Origin of the sequence: Pseudomonas avellanae BPIC 631 (assembly GCF_000444135.1) — a bacterium.
GTDB classification, from domain to species: domain Bacteria; phylum Pseudomonadota; class Gammaproteobacteria; order Pseudomonadales; family Pseudomonadaceae; genus Aquipseudomonas; species Aquipseudomonas avellanae.
In genome coordinates this window covers 1-364 of the sequence record NZ_ATDK01000515.1, presented here as the reverse complement: position 1 = coordinate 364, position 364 = coordinate 1, and the positions used below count along the sequence as shown (strand labels likewise).

Here is a 364-nt window from a genome sequence, read left to right as displayed (position 1 = left end):
GAAAGCCTTGCAGGTGGGCGAGTCGATATTCTTGCCAGAGCAGCGCCAGGGTGACGCCGGGACGGCGCGACTCAGCGTGTACCCACGCCCAGTCAGGCATCGGCCTTTGATCGCTTGGCACGGTTGGAGCTGGTGGGAACAAAAGCCGCTCCAGCTCGGCATCGGACAATGACGTAGGCCAACTCAAACCGCAGGCGTTGAACCGATGCAGGTAATTGCCGGCACTGCCGCTGCTGATGCGTAGGCTGGCGGCGATTTTGCGCACGGACAGGCCGGCGTCGAACTTTAGGCGTAGTACCTCTCGGACTTTACGCATGGATAAACGCTCCACGACGACCCCTTTGCTTCGAAAAAAGAGGTCGAT

Annotated in this window: 1 pseudogene; it reads right to left on the bottom strand. The window is 59.9% G+C overall.

What is annotated here, in order from left to right:
• Positions 1-316: pseudogene (locus tag DW49_RS0124290) on the bottom strand (IS21 family transposase); the annotation flags it as partial.
• Between the last annotated feature and the right edge of the window lie 48 nt (positions 317-364).